The sequence below is a fragment of the Acidobacteriota bacterium genome (assembly GCA_028874215.1).
In the GTDB taxonomy this organism is placed as follows: domain Bacteria; phylum Acidobacteriota; class UBA6911; order RPQK01; family JAJDTT01; genus JAJDTT01.
This window is the reverse complement of record JAPPLF010000061.1, coordinates 133,577-148,964: the sequence shown is the minus strand read 5'-3', so window position 1 is coordinate 148,964 and position 15,388 is coordinate 133,577. Positions and strand designations below refer to the sequence as shown.

Here is a 15,388-nt window from a genome sequence, read left to right as displayed (position 1 = left end):
GCTCGCGGGACTTTCACCACGGACTGATACCAGCCCGCCGCGAAAGTCGCTGAGTCCCGGCGGTGTCAGCGGAACAGGCTTTTCTGGGAAGCCGCCGCTTCGAGGCCCAGGTGGGAATAGGCCAGGGGAGTGGCCACGCGGCCCCGGGGAGTGCGGGCAATGAAGCCGATCTGAATCAGGTAAGGCTCGTAGATGTCCTCGATGGCGCCCTTCTCCTCGCTGATGGCGGCGGAGAGAGTGCTCAGGCCGACGGGGCCGCCGTCGAATCGCTCGATGATGGTGTCCATGAGCTTGCGATCGATCTCGTCGAATCCGAACCGGTCCACGTTCATGAGTTCCAGACCCCGGCAGGCGATGTCCCGGGAGATCTTTCCGTTGGCCCGCACCTGGGCGTAGTCGCGGACCCGCTTGAGCAGGCGGTTGGCGATACGTGGCGTGCCCCGGCTCCTTCGCGCCACCTCGGCCGCTCCCTTCTGGTCGATCTCCACGCCCAGAATTCCCGCGGACCGGCGGATGATGGAGACCAGGCTCTCGACGTCGTAGAAATCGAGGCGCTGTATGATTCCGAACCTTCCCCGGAGCGGGGAAGTGATCAGTCCGGTGCGGGTCGTGGCACCCACCAGCGTGAACCGGGGTATGTCGATCTTGATGGAGCGGGCGCCCGGGCCTTCGCCGATGATGATGTCGATCTGGAAGTCCTCCATGGCCGGGTAGAGGATCTCCTCGATAGCGGGGTGGAGCCGGTGGATCTCGTCGATGAAGAGAACGTCCTTGTCCTCCAGGTTGGTAAGAATGGCGGCCAGGTCTCCTCGCTTCTCGATGGCGGGCCCGGAGGTGGAGCGAAAGTTGACTTCGAGTTCATGGGTGATGACGTGGGCCAGAGTCGTCTTTCCCAGCCCGGGAGGTCCGAAGATCAGAATGTGGTCCAGGGCCTCCCCGCGGCGGCGGGCGGCTTCGATGCCGACGGAGAGCCCCTCCTTCACCTGGTTCTGACCGACAAAGTCGCGCAGCCGGCGAGGACGGAGGTCGGTCTCGTAGAGGACCTCTTCCTCCTGATGCCGGGGATTCATGATCCGGTCCTGCACCCGTCCGTTCCTCTGGGATTCGGTTTCCACCGGCATTTGGACGCTCTACTTCAAGTCCGGCCCCGTCCGCCGGTTACCTGGAGATCTTGCGCAAAGTGCTCTTGAGCAGATCCTCGAAGCGATCCGGACTCTCCTGCTTGAGCACCCGGGTGACGGCCCTCTCCGCGACCTTCTTGGGATAGCCCAAGTTGACCAGGGCGGAGACGACGTCCTGCCGCAACTGTGCCGGAACCCCCGAAATGCCGGCCGTCTCCACTGGCGGCGCCAACCCCTGCAACCGGTCGCGCATCTCCAGGACGATCCGTCCCGCCGTCTTCTTGCCCACGCCGGGGACGGCGTAGAGCCGGGCCAGGTCCTGGGCCGCGACGGCCTCCAGAAACTCGTCGACCGGCATTCCCGACAGGATGGCGATTCCCAGTCGAGGACCGATGCCCGATACCTGGATGAGGCGTGTGAAAAGCTCCTTCTCTCTGACAGTGGAGAATCCATAGAGACTGAGCTGATCCCCTTTCGCGTGAGTGTAGATTTGGAGGGTGACAGCGTCCGACTCGGAACCCAGCTCATAGTAGGTCGAGAAGGGGATGTGAACTTCGTATCCGACCCCCCGAACGTCCACGATGACGCGGCCGGCCGACTTCTGCGCGAGGAGGCCTGTAAGGCGGGCGATCATCCCGTCCTAACCCCGCTGAGCCAATGGCCGGCGCGACAGGTCCAGCTCGGCTGGCTCGCGCCCGAACGCAAATTCGAACCCCGGTCTGGACGGCTCCATGAAGGTGATCGACTGGTAGAAATCATCCAACGCAACGAAAACACCCTTCTCTTCCGCCCATCGCCGCATCCGCTGGTTGCAGGAATGCCCCCATGACAGGATCTCCACCCGCCAGCCGCGCTTGTGCATGCGCTCCAGCGCGCTGTGGAAACCCGCGCCTTCACGATAACCGGCGCCGTCTCCGGTCAGGAGCACCACGATGCCCGGGTCGCCGTTGTAGTCGAGCGCATCCTCCAGCATTCTCAACTGGAGCAACCGATCGGGCACCTCTTGTTCACTTCGCGCCGGGTCGCCGCGGTCGAAGAGTTTCACCTCTACGCCGTTGCTCTCCATCCGGTTCCACAACTGCCGCATTTCCGGTGGTATGGAACCTGCCGCAACCGCCCTCTGCACGGGTCGCTCGGCATGCGCCAGACGGAAGATGTTGTCGAAATGGATGCGCACGCGAAAGCGAGCGCCGGGCCCTTCATTGCGCTCCTCGGCAAAGCGTTGCGCTTCGTGAAAGATGTTCGAATTGTCCCAATATATGAAAACGTGTTTCATGTCGATCTGCTCCTCTTTTCGTACAAGGCGGCCTGCTCCGGTTGCCAGTGACGGGTGAAACGGTTGATCGTTGGCCGACCTTGAACGAGAGCATTGTACGACAAAGTCCGGGCGACAAGGTTCCTGTCTTCCGTGCAGGTCAGTATCTGCCGATGGCGTCGAAGTCAATTTCGATGGTCGTTCCGTCGGATCCCTCAGGGCGCCGGAGGACGATGAAACCCATATCCCAAAGTCGCTCCAGTTCACGCCAGAAGGTGCGCCGCGTCACGTTGCGGTAGGCAGCCCGGACGTAAGGGGATTCCAGAAGTTCAGAAAATGGGATCTGTATGGAGGGCTTCTCCGCAAAGGGATCTTCCGGCTCGGTCTCTCGGAGGAGGAAATCGAGAAGATCGTACTCCCGGTCATTGAGAACCCGCCGGCGTTTTCCCACTTTCTGGTTTGTGGCTTTCTGCATCGTGGAGCGATACACCATCCGATTGAGCTTGGTCTTGATGAAGTTGTTGATTCCCCCGAGCTCGGCGGCAAAGCCTACAAGGCCGAAACTCACGAATGATGTAACGTCGAAAGGCTGAGTTCTCCGGCATTCCTGAAGGCTGCGGATATATTCGTCGCGGTTGCGATAGAAGTAACTGGACAGCCCGTAGAACCCCAGTACGTTGTATCCTCCCTGGTACAGGATGGCGGCCTCGACCAGCCGCGAAACCCGGCCGTTGCCATCTCCGAATGGATGAATGGTGACCAGGAAGAAGTGGGCGAGCAAGGCTCGGATCACCGGGTGTTCGTGGCGCAATCTGCCGGAGTTGATGAACGCAACGAAATCGTCCATCAAGCGGGGGACGTCAGCGGGCGGTGCCGCACGATGGACACCCCCCAGAGCCGGTGTCCCCACGACCACACGAACGGTCCGAAACTTTCCCGGAGCGTTGTTGGTCTCGTCCGACTTTTCGGTCATCAGTCGGTGCATCTCCAAGATGTCCCGAAGCCGGAGCGGCTCTCGGTCCTTCGCGAATCTGGATCTGATCCAGTCCTGCGCTCGTCCGGCATTCTTGATCTGAATTTGTTCTCTCGTTTGGTGGTTGTTGCCGCCCCCGCCGTGCAAAGATTCAGCCACTTGTTGTTCGGAGAGCGGATTCCCTTCGAGAGCCGTTGTCCCATGGATCGCACGCACCCGGTTCAACCGGTCCAACTGCTCGCGCCAGTCCGGGGGGAGCACGAGGTTGAGCGTTGCCTCCCGGTATGCTTCGATGGTGACCAAAAGCCTCAGAAGGTTGTCGGTCTTGAAACGGTATTCAAACTCGAATTGCTCCCAATCCATATCTATTGGACACCTATACCGACACCTTATTTGACTACCTAAGTGTCTATATTATAAATGGATAGAGTGATCCATGTCAATAATCTGACACGTTATCTGACAGTTCAGTTGACCGGGTGGGACAGCGGCAGGGAGACGGCGTGGCGTCAGCGAACGCCTCGACGATGATCATTTTGACCGCTTCACGCGGCCCCACGCACCTTTCGCAGGTGTCGTGGGAGATGAGGGTGGGCTAGCCGCCCGGCCCTGGCGCGGATTCCCGGTCCCGGAGGCCGCGGTCGATCTCGGACAGGATCTTCCGGGCTTGCGCCGTAGGGTCGGCGGCGTCGCGGATGGGCCGTCCCACCACCAAGTAATCGGCGCCGTCCCGGACCGCGCGATAGGGTGTGACCACCCGTTTCTGGTCGTCGAGCCGGTCCCCGCCGAGCCGGATGCCGGGGCAGACCAGGATCGGATCCGGACCCAGTTCACGGCGCAGCCGACGCGCATTCTGTCCGGAGCAGATCAATCCGTCGCAGCCGTTGGAGACCGCGGTCCGGGCCCTCCAGCCGACGTATTCGTCCAAATCCCGGAACCGTCCTGCCGAACCCGGCCCAGCGCTGTCTCGCAAGTCCCGGGCATCCACACTCGTGAGCAGGGTGACGCAGAGTACCTGCAAGCGGGAATCGCCGGTTCCCTCCCGGGCGGCCGCCGCTCCGGCTCCCGCGTCGTGAATGGTGATGAAGCGGGCGCCCAGCCGCGAGGCCGCGGCGACAGAGCGGCGCATGGTCGCCGGGATGTCGTACAGCTTGAGGTCCAGGAAAACGTCCAGTCCTTCCCGGACCAGCCACCGCACCAGGTCGGGCCCTTCGGAAACGAAGAGTTCGAGGCCCACCTTGAAGAAGCCCACGGAAGGCCGCAGCTCGGCGACCAGGGTCTCCGCCTCGGTCCGGCTGGCCACATCCAGGGCGAAAATGAGCCGCCTCTCCGACGCGCCGGGGCTCATAGGGAAAGCAGGGGATTCTCCCGGTTCTCCAGGGGCAGTTTGACGGGGCCTCCCTGGCGATGGGACTCGAAGGCGGCCACGATCATCTCGGTGGCTCCGCGAGCCTCATAGACGCTGCCGATCGGATCTCGATCTTCCTCGATCGCCCGGATCAGATCTTCACAGGTCCAGATGTTCCCCTGGTGGGCACGCCCCTTTTCCAGCGGTTCCGGCTTTCCGACTCCAGCGGTGCTCACGCTCATCCACTTGGAGCCGGTCCTGCCCGGCGACCACGCGGAGTCTTCCAGCAGGTGCACGTCCGGAACCGAACCGGTGTACATCTCGAGCAGCCCCTTGGACCCTCGGATCGTGAGCCCGAAGCGGGTCGGTCTCCCGGCCGCGTTCCGGTGGCTCGAAAAATAGGCGCCCGCGCCGTTCTCCATGCCGTACATGGCTTCCACCCGGTCTCCGGCCAATGCGCCGATGCCTTCGGCGCCGTCGACCACGTCGGCGCGGGTCACGGGGCGTCCGTCCTGGGTCACCCGGGCGTAGCACCAGAGGGCGTTTCCCCCGAAAATGCGCATCAGGTCGAAGATGTGCGTCCCCAGGACCCACAGATCCTCGCCGCCCCCTCGGCGGTCCTCCTTGCCGCGGCCGCAGAATTCCAAAACCCGGCCCAGGCGTCCCTCGGCGATCAGGTCCTTGATCACCTGGATCTTGGGGCTGTAGCGGGTCTGGTGAGCGATGGCCAGCTTGACGTGGGAACGTTCGCAGGCCTCCACCATGGCGTCCGCCTCGGCAAGGGTCCGGCACATGGGTTTTTCCAGGAAGATGCTGGCTCCGTACTCGGCGCAGGCCAACACCATGTCGTGGTGGCAGTCCAGCCACCGGGGCGCCACGCTCACGATCTGAGGACGTTCCTGCCGCAACATCTCCCGGTAGTCTGAGTAGCCGGCCTTGACGCCAAGCCGGGCAGTCGCCTCCTTGAGACCTTTTTCGTCCTCATCGGCGACGGCGACCAGCTCCGCCCGGTCCATGTCCAGCCAGACCGTGTCCAGGCCGTGCCCATAGTTGCCTCGGTTGGTTCGGCCGATAACGGCGACCCGGTATTTCTTGCTCATAGTTTTACCTCCCGGAACAGTTTGGGGATGATGCCGATCTTAACAATCTCTGGCGAAAGTCTCACGCAGCACCGAGACCGGGGCTGCGCCCGCCGGACAAGGCGGTCAGAGGGAACATGCCGGGAGTATGTGACCGAGGAGCAACACAGTCGCCGGACTGATTCCACAATCTCTGTAACCCATTTACTATAAAAGAGTTATGTAGACGATATGCTAACGAGGATCTTGCTCGCTCTCAGACGTCAAGTACAATGAGGCTTCCGAACCCGTCATTAGCTCGCGGCCGAAACACTCGTAGCCGGCGGACTGTGAAAGCGCTTCGGCTATGTCTACGAACTTTCGGAGACACGACCGGAAGATAAACGGTCCAAAACTGACGCGGTTAATCCCGATCGCCGCCATCCTTCCCAACGGAACCGCATCCGGGGTCGCGAGGGCGTTCAACGGCAGGGTGATCCGTGACCGGAGCGCGGTGAGAGTCTCGGCATCGCTAGGACCGATCGGGTAGATGCAGTCGGCGCCGGCCTTGCCATAGACCTCGGCGCGCGTCACGGTCTCTTCGATTTGCTCCTCTGCTCGGCCGAATCCGTCTGACAAAAAGGCGTCCACTCGAGCATTGATCAAGAGGTCGAGCCCCTGCGCGGCTGCGGTCTCCCGTACCGTCGCAATCCTTTCGGCCTGTTCATCCACGGGTCGGAGGGACCCGCCCTCTTCGAGGCTGTCCTCGATGTTGAGCCCAACGGCCCCCGTGTCGAGCAGGCACCGTATGGTGTCCTCCAACTCAGCGAGGGAAGTCCCGTACCCAGTTTCCATGTCGGCCGTCACCGGAACGGCTACGGAGCGGCTGATCCGGGCGACGATCTCCAGCATCGTCTGCCGCCTGATCTTCTCTCCGTCTTCGAATCCGAGCGCGGAGGAAACCGCCGCGCTGGCGGTCGCAACAGCCGGGTAACCCTTAGCTGCCAGAATGCGCGCCCCAATCGGATCCCAGACGTTCGGTAGCACAAGAACTTCTTGGTCCGAATGGAGCTCTCGCAGGGCACGCGCCTTACCGCGCTGCTCGGTGGTCGTCATTTCTCCCCTGATGCTGTCCGCGTCACTGGACTCGAATAGCGTCGAACGGCGTTTGTTAGCTTCGGTGGAGTCGCAACAGGTCATGCGGACGAGCTTCAAGACCCCGCCGCCCATTCTAGAGGAAATCCAGCGCGAGATGCGTGTTGCAATCTATATGCCTTCTCGATGGGATGCAGACCCAGTCGAATGCCGCCGCCCCCGGCGGGCCAGGCTGCTCTCTGGCAAACTGTTGCGGACAGGGCTAACCTGATGATCCACGCCTGGGGCGCTCATGCGGCGTCTCACCGGGGTGGTTCGGGAGTCGTGGAGTCGAAGATGGAGCAGCGTGCGGGCAGGTGGGCGGCTTGGCTGTTCCTGTCTCTACTCCTGATTTCGGCGGAAACCGTCTTGAGTCAGAACCCGGACGGCCACGCCGGTTCGGAGCCGTCGCCTCGATTCGACGTTTCCTCAGCCGCCGGAACCGAGTCCCGTCCGTCGCCTCAGGAGCTCTTGCGGGAGGCGATCCTCCGACTGCGGCAGCTTCCCGACTCCAACCGGCGCGTCAAACGTTCGGTGGACGACATCGTGGAGGCCATCTCCGAGAGCCTGTCCCACAAGGGAGAGAGCCTTTATCTCGATGGGAGTCAGATCCGTTCGTATCCCGACGGAAAGAGGGTCTTCAAGTACAACAAGCGGGCGCTGAGCCGGCTCCAGAGGGGCATCAGATCGGTGCGCGGGAACCGCGAGGCCCAATCGGTCTTCCAGCAGGTGGCCAGGACCCTCCTCGAGGCTCAGACGGAGATCGCAAGGGCCTCCATCGAAGCGGCCCAGCGGTTGGGAGCCGTCGGACTGGCCGACGAATGGCAGGTGGAAAGAGCCTTTCGGGAACTGGAGAGAGCCGCCCGGCACGACAATTCCCGGAAAGCCATGGATGCCCTGAAGAAGGCCTGGGAGGTGTCGCAGCGGGCGGTGCGCCGGCAGAACCTGGCGGTCATTGCCTTCCGCGACTCTCCCGATCCGTTTTCTCCGGAGCTGGCCACCAGCACCTTGTCCATCACCTTCAAGATCCTGGCCCGGGGACACTATTCGCTGGACTACGTCCGGGTTATTCAGGATCCCGCCAGCGGCGAGGTGATCCGAGTCTTGAACAATCGTCCCTGGGACGGCACGGACGGAACCGGACGCCTCGTGCCCGACGGGAGCTACCCCTACCTGGCTTTTGGCCAGCTCACGAGACTCACGGTGTACGACCGGCGCCGGGGCAGGATTCCCGTGCGCAAGCCGGGCGAGTACCGGGCCGCATCGTTTCCCGTCACCGGAACCGTCATGGTGGACGGCACGCCGCCCGTCATCCAGGTCGAGACCACTCCCCCGCCGAACCGCCGGGGCTGGCACAATGCGGACGTGACCGTTTCGTTCAAGGCGCGGGACAACCTCGCCGGACTGGCCAGCGTGACTCCCGACCTGCAGATCACCGCCGAAGGGCCGGTCCGCCGCCTCAGGGGCATGGCCGTCGATCGGGCCGGAAACAGCGCTTCCCTGGATCTGGAAGTCAAGCTGGACAAGCAGCCCCCGTCCATCGAGGTGACGTGGCCCAAGACCGGGTCCCGGCTGCAAGAGGGGGGTCTGAGGTTGACGGGAATGGTTCAGGACGCCGTCTCCGGGGTCGCCCGATTGACTTGCAACGGAACGCCGGTCCGGTCTTGGGACACGGAATTCAGTTGCGACCTGCGGCTCCGGGAGGGAGAGAATCGAATTCGAGTGGAGGCTGTCGATCACGCGGGAAACGAAACGATGGCTTCGATTCGGGTGCACGGCGTGTCCCCCGCCGCCGCGGCAGGGCAGTTCCCGGCCGGAAGAGAATAGGAATGCGCGGATCTTTCGCTTGCGCGCCCCGGTGGCTCTTCCCGCTCCTGCTGGGACTTCAGGTTCACCTGCCGCTGCCGGCCGGGACGGGAGGAGAGGATTGGCCCCGGTTCCTGGGGCCGCGTGGAGACGCCAGCTCAAGCGAGACCGGTTTGCTGGAGGGCTGGTCCGAAGAGGGTCCGCCGCTGGTTTGGGAACGGAGCCTGGGCCGGTCGTTCAGTCCGCCGGTGACCTCTGCCGGCCGGATCGTCGTATTTCACCGCATTCGGGGCCAGGAGGTGGTCGAGTGTCTGGAAGCCGGGACGGGGCGTCCTATCTGGAAGCAGGGGTATCCCACTCGCTACCGGGATCGTTACGGTTACAACAACGGCCCCCGATCCTCCCCGGCCATCGACGGAGACCGTGTCTACACCTTCGGGGCCGAGGGAAAACTCACCTGTCTGGAATTCGCCACGGGCCGAATCCTCTGGCAACGGTGGATCAACCAAGACTACCGTGTCCCGCAGAACTTTTTCGGTGTCGGTTCGGCTCCCGTCGTGGAAGGGAATCGAATCCTGGTGAACGCGGGCGGCGACGGCGCGGGTGTCCTGGCGGTGGACAAGCGCTCGGGTGAGACCATCTGGAAGACCGGCGATGACGAGGCGAGCTACTCGACGCCGGCCGTCGTCGACCTGGACGGACGGCGAGTCGCCATGTTTCTGACCCGGTCGGGCTTTCTGGCCGTGGACGCGGCGGACGGCCGGGAACTGTACCGCTATCCGTTCCGCTCCCGCAGCTATGAATCGGTCAATGCCGCCACGCCCGTCGTGGTGGGCGACCACGTCTTTCTCTCGGCGACCTACAATACGGGAGCCGTTCTGCTGGAGTTGGGATCGCAGGGTCCGACGGAAGTCTGGCGAGACCGGATGGCGATGCAGAACCACTGGGCCACGAGTCTCTACCGGGACGGATACCTGTATGGCGTGGACGGCCGGCACGAGGGACAGGCCAACCTGCGTTGCATCGAATTCCTGACGGGTACGGTTCGCTGGAAATCACCTCGGGAGCTGGGGCGGTCCAGTTTTGTCCTGGCCGAGGGACGGCTCATCCTCCTGGGGGAGCGGGGCGACCTGGCTCTGGTGGAACTGAGCCCGGACTCGTATCGGGAGAAGGCGCGCGCCCGGGTTCTCACCTACCCCTGCTGGGCTCCACCGGTTCTTTCCCACGGACTTCTCTATCTGCGCAACGAAATCCGTCTGATCTGCCTGGATCTCCGGAAAAAGTGACGGGATTTCCCTGACGCCTGCACAGGAGTCCCGGGTGCTTGCCGCAAGCGAGGCCACTCGTCGTCGGCGTGGGAGACTCGGCACCGGCTGATATACTCCCGACGTGATCCGGGCCCATCAGGTCAGCAAGGTCTACAAGTCCTATCCCGGTCCATTTGCCCTGTTGCGGGAGCTCAGTTCCGGGAGATCTTCCCATCGGCAATTCGCGGCCCTGAAATCGGTCAGCTTTCAAGTCCGGCGCGGCGAAAGTTTCGGCATCGTCGGCAACAACGGGGCGGGGAAGACGACGCTGCTCAAGATCTTGGCCGGGACCTGCGCTCCCACCCGCGGAGATGTCCGGGTCCAGGGCCGGGTGGCGGCGCTTCTGGAATTGGGCGTCGGTTTCGATCCGGAGTTCACGGGAAGGCGCAACCTTTACTTCGGGGGCGCGCTGGCCGGTTTTTCCAGAGAGGAGATCGCCCGCCGCGAGTCCGGGATCATCGAATTCAGTGGCCTTGGCGACGAGATCGATCGGCCGCTCAAGACCTACTCCGCGGGCATGATGTTGCGGCTTGCCTTCTCCCTGGCGACCAGTTTCGAGCCGGATGTCCTGATCGTGGACGAGGTCCTGGCCGTGGGAGACGGCGAGTTCCAGAGCAGGTGCCTGAATCGAATCCAGGGCCTTCGGGATCGAGGCTGCACCGCCGTCCTGTGCTCCCACGCTCTCCATCAGATCGAGAGCTTCTGCTCCAGAGCCCTGTGGCTGCATCGGGGGCAGGTCCAAGCCATGGGTTCAAGCCGCGAAGTGTTGGGGCGATACCGTGATTTCTGCCGGACCGGGAGCCGGGAGTGGGATCCGGTCCGGGCCCGGGAGGCCGGTTCTCGAAAGATCTGCTGGATCGAGGATGTCAAGCTCCAACGCCCCCGGACCGGACCCTTCCGGACCGGCGAGAGCCTGGAGTTGGACGTGTCGGCCCGCTTTCTCCCCGAGTTTCGCGGAACTCCCGGCCTGGGGGTCGCCGTGGTGCGGGACGACGGGGTTGTCGTCTACGTCACCAGCACCGTCTTCGACGGGATCCCGCTCCGGGAGGCCGGTCCCGGCGACTACCGTGCCCGGGTGGTCTTTCCCCGCATGGCGCTGTTGGAAGGCCGGTACTACTTCAATGTCGTGGCCACCGACACCGACGGTCTCCAGTCCTACGACCTGGCCGAAAAGAAGGAACCCTTCTCCGTGACCCGCAGTGGTTCCGATGCGGGTCTTGTGCGGCTGAAAGTGGAATGGGGGCCGGGAGAGAAAAGAGGGAGAAGCAAGCCGGCAAGAGAGAAGCGGAGGAGTGAGGAGTGAGAAGCTCCGCCGCCGAACGGGTACGCAGCGGCGATCTCGTCGCCCTTGGAGTGGAGCCTCCGGAAGCGCGGCGGCTCTCGGCGGGAGTGAACCGTCTGTTGGGGACTTGCTCCGCCGCCGAATGCTGGCGAAGAGTGAGCAGCGGTCTTCTGAGTCCGGCCCATCCGTTCCCGGTCCACCAACTGCTGCACCGGACCGTGTGCGGCAACGAGCCCGATGCGGGCCCCGCGCCCATATTCGTTCCGGCGCCGGAATCCATCCGGGAAACGAACCTGGCGCGAATCCAAGAGCAACTGGGTCTGAAGTCGTATGCCGAACTCCACTCCTGGACCGTAGAGGACCGCTCCGCGTTCTGGGATTTGATGATCCGGCACCTGGGGATCCGGTTCCGGACTGCGCCGGTCAAGACGCTGGATTCGACACCGGGCGCGGAAAACGTGAGATGGCTGCCCGGCGCCCGGCTGAACATCGCCGAGAGCTGTTTCGGCCGCGGATCGGACCCGGCCATCGTTTGTCACAGGGAGGGAGCGCCGGTTTCCAGTCTGACCCGGAAGGAGCTGGACTCCCTTTCGAACCGCGTCGCCAACGCGCTGCCCCGCCTGGGAGTGCACCGGGGCGACACGGTTGCCATCGACATGCCCATGAACGTCGAAGCCGTGGCCATCTACCTGGGTGTCATCAAGGCGGGTTGCGTGGCGCTGACCATAGCCGAAAGCTTTTCCGCGCCGGAGGTCCGGACCCGGCTCAGAGTCGGAGAAGCCAGGGCCCTCTTCACCCAGGACCGGATTCTTCGCGGTTCCCGGGAGCTGCCCCTTTACCCCAGGATGTTGGAGGCCGGCGCTCCGGTGGCGGTGGTGGTGCCGGTGCAGGGACGCCTCTCCGAACCGCTCCGGGAAGGAGACCTGTCATGGGACGATTTCCTGAGTGATGAGGAGGCTTTCCGGGCGGTGGCGTGTGATCCCGATGACGCCATCAACATTCTCTTCTCCTCGGGGACCACGGGCGATCCCAAGGCCATTCCTTTCACCCACCTGACCCCCATCAAGTGCGCCGCCGACGGATGCCTGCACCAGGACATTCGGGAGGGAGACGTGGTGGCATGGCCGACGAGCCTGGGATGGATGATGGGACCCTGGTTGATCTATGCTTCGCTCATCAATGGAGCCACCATCGCGCTGTTCGACGGAATTCCCACATCCAGGGAATTCTGCGAGTTCGTGCAGGATGCGAGGGTGAACGTCCTGGGGGTCGTGCCCACTCTGGTCGGGGCCTGGCGGGCCGGAAGCTGCGTGGAAGGACTCGACTGGTCCTCGGTCAGGGTCTTCACCTCTACCGGAGAATGCTCGAATCCCGACGACATGCACTATCTGACCTCCCGGGCCGGATACCGGCCGGTAGTCGAATACTGCGGCGGAACCGAGATCGGCGGCGCCTACATCACCGGCACCGTGGTGCAACCTTCTGTCGCCTCAGCCTTCTCGACGGCGGCTCTGGGGATGAGTCTGACCATTCGGGATCGGCGTGGGGTCGAGTCCGACCAAGGGGAGATCTTCATCGTTCCGCCGTCGATCGGCCTCTCCACTCGCCTCTTGAACCGGGACCACCACCGGGAGTATTTCGCCGGAACGCCCCAGGGGCCGGGAGGGGTCCCGCTGCGCCGGCATGGAGATCGGATGGAGCGGCTCGGCAACGGTTACTACCGGGCTCAGGGACGGATGGACGACACCATGAACCTGGGCGGCATCAAGGTGGGGTCGGCAGAGATCGAACGAGTCTTGAACCGGGTTCCGGGGATCGGCGAGACGGCGGCGGTGGCGGTCTCTCCTCCCGGCGGAGGCGCGACCCGGCTGGTGGTCTACGTCGTCCCGGCGACGCCGGAACCGGATTTCGACGAGGAGGGACTCCTGGGGATCTTTCAACAGGCGGTCGCGGACCGGCTCAACCCCCTGTTCCGTTTGCACGACGTGCGGGTGGTCCACCAGATGCCCCGCACTGCCTCCAACAAGATCCTGCGTCGGCAGTTGCGTTCCCGGTATTCGAGGTGGGACGCATGATCAGGAGGCCGGATGAGGTGCTTCCCCACCGGCTCGGTCCGGCGGACGCCCGGCAGAAAAAGGAGAGGAGCGGCGGTTTCCTAACCGCCGAACTGGAACGGCGGTTTCCTAACCGCCGAACTCCGGTGTAACAAACATGGCGACGATGACCGGGCGCTTGGAAATCGCCCCCTCCAGGTTCTCAGGAGTTACGGAGACCGGCGGATCATGACGCTCGAGATTGCCTTCATGCTGGTGTTGATCGCGGTGGCGCTGGTGGTGTTCTCGCTGGAAATCTTTCCCATCGAGGTGACCGCGGTCGGTCTGTTGGGCGTTCTCCTGGTGTCCGGAACCCTCACTGTGGAGCAGGCCGTTTCGGGGTTCAGCAACAAGGCGGTGATCACGATTGCCGCCATGTTCGTCCTGAGTCACGCCCTGGTGAAGACCGGTATTCTGGAGGTGGCCGCCGATCGTCTCAGTCGGCAGGTAGGGACCCGGAAATGGCTGGGAATGTGCATTTTCCTGGGGGTCGCCGGCATTCTCTCCGGCTTTCTGAACAACACCGCTGTGGTTGCGGTCTTCATTCCCTTGGCCATCAGCCTGTGCCGGCGCTTTCACCTGAGTCCCAGCAAAGCCCTGATCCCCCTCTCCTTCGCCAGTATGGCCGGAGGAACCCTGACCCTGGTGGGGACGTCCACCAATCTGATCGTCAGTTCTGTCGCGGAAAAAGCCGGCCAGCCTGCTTTCGGAATGTTCGAGTTTTTCCCTTTGGGGATCCTGTTGCTGGGTGCCGGACTGATCTACGTCTGCCTTCTCGCCCGGCGTCTTCTGCCCGCCCGCTCCACTCCCGTCTCCCTGGCCGGGAACTACCACATGGGCGCGTACCTGACCGAAGTCCGGGTCCAGGAAAAGTCGAAGCTCGCCGGAAAGAGCTGCCTTGAAGTCGGCATGAACAAGACCTACGACATCACCGTCCTCTCGATCCTGAGAGATGGCCAGCATGTTGCCCAAAACATTCGAAACGAGCGTCTCGGCGTCGGCGACATCCTCATCGTCCGCGGGACCGTCGACAACATCTTCAGGCTGCGAAGGGAATTGGGCCTGGCGCTCCTTTCGGACGTGAAGCTCAACGACCGGGAACTGGCCCGCGAGGGCCAGATCATGGCGGAGGGACTGGTCACCCGCACCAGTACCCTCATCGGCAAGACCCTGAGGGATGCCGACTTTCGCCAGCACTATCGGGCTTTCGTGCTGGCTGTCCGTCGCCATGGGGAGATCATGCGGGACAAGCTGGCGTATATTCCGTTGCGTTTTTCGGACACGCTGCTGATGCTGGCGGCCCCCGATCGCCTCGACGAACTCAGGCGGTCCGAGGACCTCATCATCATCTCCCAGGTCGATCTCCACATCAGAAGAGGGCGCCTTTGGTGGCTGGTCCTGGCTTTGATTCCGGTTATGGTGCTCCTGGCCGCCGTGGGCACCATGGAGATTCTGAAGGGTGCGTTTCTGGCGGTGGTGCTACTCCTTTTTCTCGCCATTCTCTCCCCGCAGGAGACCTACCGCTCCATCGACTGGTCGGTAGTCGTCCTGATCGCGTCGTTGATCCCCGTGGGGGAAGCCATGATCAAGACCGGCACGGCCGGCTACATCGCCGATCAGATATTGATTGTGGTCTCTTTCTTCGAGGGGTCGGACATCGCTCCATATGTCGGAGTGGCGCTGATCTACCTGGTCACCTGCGGCCTGACTCAGGTGGTGTCCAATGCGGCCACCGCCGTCCTGATGCCGCCGGTGGCCCTGAGCCTGGCTGCCGCCCTGGGCGCGGACGCGAGGCCCTTTCTGATGGCGACCTGCTTCGCCGCGTCGTCGGCGTTCCTCACTCCCATGGGCTACCAGACCAATCTCATGGTCTATGCTCCCGGCAACTACCGGTTTCTGGACTTCACCCGATTCGGCGGTCCCTTGAGTTTGCTCTTCTGGGTCATGGCGACACTGCTCATTCCTCGTTTCTGGCCGTTTTGAGACGGTCTCGGCAGCCTGGTGAATTTCC

The 15,388-nt window shown here is 63.3% G+C and carries 12 protein-coding genes; 5 read left to right on the top strand and 7 right to left on the bottom strand.

Features of this window, described 5'->3' with window-relative positions; genetic code table 11:
- Positions 1 to 65: 65 nt before the first annotated feature.
- The 7 genes from ruvB to OXT71_11420 form a co-directional block, all read right to left on the bottom strand.
- Complete coding sequence (ruvB, locus tag OXT71_11450) at positions 66 to 1,070, bottom strand: Holliday junction branch migration DNA helicase RuvB (protein MDE2927002.1); 1,005 nt, start codon at positions 1,068 to 1,070, stop codon at positions 66 to 68.
- A gap of 88 nt (positions 1,071 to 1,158) precedes the next feature.
- Positions 1,159 to 1,755: a Holliday junction branch migration protein RuvA gene (gene ruvA, locus OXT71_11445; protein MDE2927001.1), complete on the bottom strand. Its 597-nt coding sequence runs from the start codon at positions 1,753 to 1,755 to the stop codon at positions 1,159 to 1,161.
- Between the two features lie 6 nt (positions 1,756 to 1,761).
- A complete protein-coding gene (locus tag OXT71_11440) occupies positions 1,762 to 2,397 on the bottom strand; it encodes an NYN domain-containing protein (protein MDE2927000.1) in 636 nt (211 codons plus the stop codon).
- A 139-nt stretch (positions 2,398 to 2,536) separates the two neighbouring features.
- A complete protein-coding gene (locus tag OXT71_11435; GenBank protein MDE2926999.1) occupies positions 2,537 to 3,712 on the bottom strand; it encodes a Fic family protein in 1,176 nt (391 codons plus the stop codon).
- A gap of 232 nt (positions 3,713 to 3,944) precedes the next feature.
- Positions 3,945 to 4,697, bottom strand: a complete 753-nt coding sequence (gene pyrF, locus OXT71_11430; GenBank protein MDE2926998.1) for an orotidine-5'-phosphate decarboxylase — start codon at positions 4,695 to 4,697, stop codon at positions 3,945 to 3,947.
- On the bottom strand, positions 4,694 to 5,797 hold the full coding sequence (locus OXT71_11425; protein ID MDE2926997.1) for a Gfo/Idh/MocA family oxidoreductase: 1,104 nt from the start codon (positions 5,795 to 5,797) through the stop codon (positions 4,694 to 4,696). The genes pyrF and OXT71_11425 overlap by 4 nt, the downstream gene beginning before the upstream one ends.
- A gap of 213 nt (positions 5,798 to 6,010) precedes the next feature.
- A complete protein-coding gene (locus OXT71_11420) occupies positions 6,011 to 6,871 on the bottom strand; it encodes an isocitrate lyase/phosphoenolpyruvate mutase family protein (GenBank protein MDE2926996.1) in 861 nt (286 codons plus the stop codon).
- Between the two features lie 249 nt (positions 6,872 to 7,120).
- Here OXT71_11420 and OXT71_11415 point away from each other — a divergent pair, with 249 nt between their 5' ends.
- The 5 genes from OXT71_11415 to OXT71_11395 all read left to right on the top strand — a co-directional run bounded on the left by OXT71_11415 (position 7,121) and on the right by OXT71_11395 (position 15,360).
- On the top strand, positions 7,121 to 8,716 hold the full coding sequence (locus OXT71_11415; GenBank protein MDE2926995.1) for a hypothetical protein: 1,596 nt from the start codon (positions 7,121 to 7,123) through the stop codon (positions 8,714 to 8,716).
- A 2-nt stretch (positions 8,717 to 8,718) separates the two neighbouring features.
- Positions 8,719 to 9,981, top strand: coding sequence for a PQQ-like beta-propeller repeat protein (locus OXT71_11410; protein MDE2926994.1), 1,263 nt, complete (start codon positions 8,719 to 8,721; stop codon positions 9,979 to 9,981).
- A gap of 103 nt (positions 9,982 to 10,084) precedes the next feature.
- Positions 10,085 to 11,305: an ABC transporter ATP-binding protein gene (locus tag OXT71_11405; GenBank protein ID MDE2926993.1), complete on the top strand. Its 1,221-nt coding sequence runs from the start codon at positions 10,085 to 10,087 to the stop codon at positions 11,303 to 11,305.
- Positions 11,302 to 13,359, top strand: a complete 2,058-nt coding sequence (locus OXT71_11400) for an AMP-binding protein (GenBank protein ID MDE2926992.1) — start codon at positions 11,302 to 11,304, stop codon at positions 13,357 to 13,359. Before OXT71_11405 ends, OXT71_11400 begins: the two co-directional genes overlap by 4 nt.
- Before the next feature lie 207 nt (positions 13,360 to 13,566).
- Entirely contained in the window at positions 13,567 to 15,360 is a 1,794-nt protein-coding gene (locus tag OXT71_11395) for an SLC13 family permease (protein ID MDE2926991.1), read from the top strand.
- The last annotated feature ends 28 nt before the right edge of the window (positions 15,361 to 15,388 follow it).

Bases quoted from the DNA above. Each gene is read 5' to 3' on its own strand.
- ruvA (MDE2927001.1), bottom strand. From the start codon at position 1,755: ATGATCGCCCGCCTTACAGGCCTCCTCGCGCAGAAGTCGGCCGGCCGC.
- OXT71_11435 (MDE2926999.1), bottom strand. From the start codon at position 3,712: ATGGATTGGGAGCAATTCGAGTTTGAATACCGTTTCAAGACCGACAAC.
- ruvB (MDE2927002.1), bottom strand. From the start codon at position 1,070: ATGAATCCCCGGCATCAGGAGGAAGAGGTCCTCTACGAGACCGACCTC.
- OXT71_11395 (MDE2926991.1), top strand. From the start codon at position 13,567: ATGACGCTCGAGATTGCCTTCATGCTGGTGTTGATCGCGGTGGCGCTG.
- OXT71_11425 (MDE2926997.1), bottom strand. From the start codon at position 5,797: ATGAGCAAGAAATACCGGGTCGCCGTTATCGGCCGAACCAACCGAGGC.
- OXT71_11440 (MDE2927000.1), bottom strand. From the start codon at position 2,397: ATGAAACACGTTTTCATATATTGGGACAATTCGAACATCTTTCACGAA.
- pyrF (MDE2926998.1), bottom strand. From the start codon at position 4,697: ATGAGCCCCGGCGCGTCGGAGAGGCGGCTCATTTTCGCCCTGGATGTG.
- OXT71_11420 (MDE2926996.1), bottom strand. From the start codon at position 6,871: ATGACGACCACCGAGCAGCGCGGTAAGGCGCGTGCCCTGCGAGAGCTC.
- OXT71_11410 (MDE2926994.1), top strand. From the start codon at position 8,719: ATGCGCGGATCTTTCGCTTGCGCGCCCCGGTGGCTCTTCCCGCTCCTG.
- OXT71_11415 (MDE2926995.1), top strand. From the start codon at position 7,121: ATGATCCACGCCTGGGGCGCTCATGCGGCGTCTCACCGGGGTGGTTCG.